This window comes from Nitrospira sp., from assembly GCA_029194665.1.
Lineage (GTDB): Bacteria > Nitrospirota > Nitrospiria > Nitrospirales > Nitrospiraceae > Nitrospira_D.
Map to the genome: position 1 here is coordinate 1 of JARFXO010000012.1, position 3651 is coordinate 3651.

A 3651-nucleotide genomic window follows, 5' to 3' on the forward strand; every position below is an offset into this window, starting at 1 on the left:
GTTAGTGTAAACTGTTTTCTGTAAATTTGACCGACTCGAACAAAAGAGTAGGTCTGGTGTATCCTTAGAAGCGCCAACTTCAAAAAGGAGTCACACCATGACCTACCCATCTGATTCTACACTACCCCGCGAGATTACCGAACTCGTCAACGACAACGGGTTCGACATCTTGCCCCAATTGCTCGAACTGATCTTTAACACCGCGATGCAAGTCGAACGCGAACAATATCTGGGCGCCGCACGCTATCAACGCTCGCCGGAACGACGCGGGCACGCCAACGGCTTCAAGCCCAAGACGGTCCAAACGCGCGTCGGCGAGATCCAATTCGCCATTCCCCAAGTGCGCGACGGCAACTTTTATCCCAGCGCGTTGGAGAAAGGGTTACGCAGCGAGCGGGCCCTCCATCTGGCGCTTGCCGAGATGTACATTCAAGGCGTCTCGACGCGGAAAGTGACCGCCATTCTCGAACAACTCTGCGGCTCCGACGTCTCTTCGACCCAGGTCAGCCGTGCCGCCAAGTTACTGGATGATGCGTTGCACGCGTGGCGCACGCGCCCACTGGGCGAAATGTGCTATCTGTATCTCGACGCCCACTTTGAAAAAGTGCGCGACAACGGGCAAATCCGGGATGCGGCCGTGCTGATTGCCTCGGGTGTCAACCCGGCGGGCAAGCGCGAAATCCTTGGGCTTTCTGTCGCCTTGAGCGAACATGAACTGCATTGGCGCACCTTTCTGCAGAGTTTGGTCGCACGCGGCTTAGGTGGCGTGCAGTTGATTATCAGCGACGACCATGCAGGACTCAAAGCCGCACGCCAAACGGTGTTTGGTGGGATTCCATGGCAACGCTGTCAGTTTCACTTGCAGCAAAATGCCCAAGCCTATGTCCCGCATCAGGACATGCGCAGCCAAGTCGCCGCCGACATTCGGATCATTTTCAATGCCCCCGATCGCGTCGCGGCAGAAAGTTACTTGACCCGCACGGTGCAAAAATATCTCAAGTCGGCGCCGAAGCTTGCCGCGTGGTTGGAAACGGATCTGCCGGAAGGTTTCACGGTCTTTAACTTTCCCAAGTCCCATCAGCGGCGCCTGCGAACCGTCAACGGGCTGGAGCGCGTGCATCGCGAGATTGAGCGGCGCACACGCGTGGTGAGTATCTTTCCGAGTGAGCAATCCTGCTTGCGGCTCATCAGTGCCATCTTGATGGAACTCGACGAAGCGTGGCAGACCGGGAAAGTGTATCTCACGCTGGGCGAGGACGCGCCGTCGTAGTCGTCGTAGCGGTTGTGGAAAAGTGGGCAGTGCACTTCTGTCCACTTTTCCACAACCGAGCTGGGCTTTTAAGAACCTGCCCTGAGCGTAGCCGAAGGGTTCAAATCGCGCTTCGGATACACCCAGCGAATTTACAGAAACAAAGTTGCACAATCTCTGGGACTTGTGCATTATCGAGGGGATTGGTGTTATCGAGGTTGGTCTCTTTCTTGGCGGGTCGGCTGCGGCCATTTGGGGTGGCCAGGAAATCGCGGAAAATCATCAAGCTCTATCGGTGTCCTTGAATGATGCTGTAACCACATTGGGAGATACATTCCTCAAGCGGCAAAAAGACCAAGCGATGTTGCTTGGACTGCTCGCGACTGCTGGAGCAAATAAAGCGAGAGGAACTTTGCAGGATCAGGGAGGACAAACCGCGAGTCCAGGTGGACTTGATCCACGAAAAGGACTTGAATCTGTAGCTGACGAAGTTGCAAAGTATCGTAATTTTCGAGGTGGCGGTATTCACCCAGCCCAAACCGGCAAGGCTTTTTCCGATTGGTTCAAAGGAAATATTCTTAACAACCCCTCTGCCAAAGGAAGAGAAATCTTCGAAGGGGCACGCCGCGTGGATATTCTGGACGAATCCGACACCCTAATAGGCGGCAGACAGATTTACGAACTCAAAAACTATACAAACCAAACATCAATTGGCAGAAACTTTTGGAGCCAAGCAGACGCCTATATTGATTATGCCCAACAAAATGGGTACACCCTCAACTATGTTTTTGGGCGGAGAATATCTGATACGGTCGCACGAGGATTGGTGGAGAGAGGTATAGATGTATGGTATATTGATGATGTTGGTACCATGGTCAGATGGATTCTTCCCTAAAGATGTTAACAAGTCAGCTCAGCCCAAACGCAAATATTATTGCTGTACTGCGTACACATCAATTGCAGAAACCGGCAGCAACCACGCGCGCGATTCTTGCAAGGATCGCCCCTGATGAATATTTTGCCCCTCTCATCAACAAATACATTCTCTCGACGCGACATCATTCTCATCAAAAAGCGGACCCGTTCAAGTGGGCAGCTACTCCTGATATCTTGTACGATCAACTCGCACAGGAACCACGCGCAAGGATCATTTTGGAAGGAGATTACCCAAGCATTCGAATTTATCTTGACCTTAACTGTACTGGCGACATGATTAAAGAAAAGGTGAATGGCAAGTTACGCAATGCCCCGCGCCCAAGCGATACTTCAATGGTCACTGTCAGCGCATTCGGCACAAAGTTCGCGGATTCCCTATTTACTCAGGCATACCTCAACCTACTTGGCGACTTGTTTGAAATAGTCGAAGGTGATTACGGGAAAGCGGAGCATCCCGCAGTGCGACACGGCACTGCCTATGATCAGGCACACCAAGATCTCTTTGAACCCGCATTCATTAGCTGGGCGAATTTGTTTGGGCCCCGCCTCGTAGCGCGTATTGGAATAGAGCGCCTCCTGACCGTGCCTGCTTATCAGTTTCGTGAACTCTCAAACGGAGGCGTTTTGTTCACAATTTCTCCTTCGCCGCTGGTGCAACTCGAACCTAAAGCCCAACAGACTATCGCCCAAATCAAAGCACATCTGGGAACCCAAAGTCCAACTGAGAAGGCAACGCTCGATGAATTGGCTGAATTTGAGCGCAATCAAACCATAATAGGGCAAGAGATGAGACAGAGAATTGAACAGAGCGTCTTGCAAGTGCGTGAGCAAACTACATTGGAGATGCAGCGTCAGGCAGAAGGATGTGTAATGGGAGTGAAAAAGTTCTGGGGGAAAACTTTGGATTTCAGCATTTCAAGTTTAATGACGGTCGACCATCTAATTGAAAATGGTTTCCAGCCCAACGAACCAATAGATACCATAAATACAGGGATACACGCATTTGGCGCGTATGTTGGCGAAGTGGTGCGACGTAATCTGGGGGGGGAATGGCAGAATGAAGTGACGCAAGGTCAACCTGTTCTATTGCAAGTGGGGTCAACACACAAACGTATCGAGCCATTTGATCTGGTGGCGCGGCGTTTTCAAGAAAGGAGTACAGTTAATGGGTTTAGGTTATTCAATTGGTATAGAAGCATTGTCTCCTAATAGTAAAATCATGTGCATTGATGTTTTTTGGTCGGAGCGGCTGGATTGTTTCCAGTCCGCTCCTCTTATTTCATTCATTGCCCGTCACATCCAAAATCTTGTCTAGCAGTCTGTCGGAGAGAGACATAAAGTCTCCCAACTGTAATACAATTCACGCATGAGCAGAGAATTCAAAACTCCGGATTACGACGCGACTCTCAATTCCACCATCACCTTGCGCGAAGCCCTGCCTGTGAATCACCTAGCACGCTTTGTCG

3 protein-coding genes are annotated in these 3651 nt (G+C 51.1%); all 3 read left to right on the forward strand.

The features are described 5' to 3' along the window. Nucleotides 1-97: 97 nt before the first annotated feature. Entirely contained in the window at nucleotides 98-1270 is a 1173-nt protein-coding gene (locus P0119_22750; GenBank protein MDF0668881.1) for an IS256 family transposase, read from the forward strand. A 145-nt stretch (nucleotides 1271-1415) separates the two neighbouring features. Continuing rightward, complete coding sequence (locus tag P0119_22755) at nucleotides 1416-2144, forward strand: hypothetical protein (protein MDF0668882.1); 729 nt, start codon at nucleotides 1416-1418, stop codon at nucleotides 2142-2144. A gap of 2 nt (nucleotides 2145-2146) precedes the next feature. Then, nucleotides 2147-3394 carry a hypothetical protein gene (locus P0119_22760; GenBank protein ID MDF0668883.1) on the forward strand — a complete coding sequence of 416 codons (1248 nt, stop codon included), beginning with the start codon at nucleotides 2147-2149 and terminating at the stop codon, nucleotides 3392-3394. Nucleotides 3395-3651 lie beyond the last annotated feature (257 nt).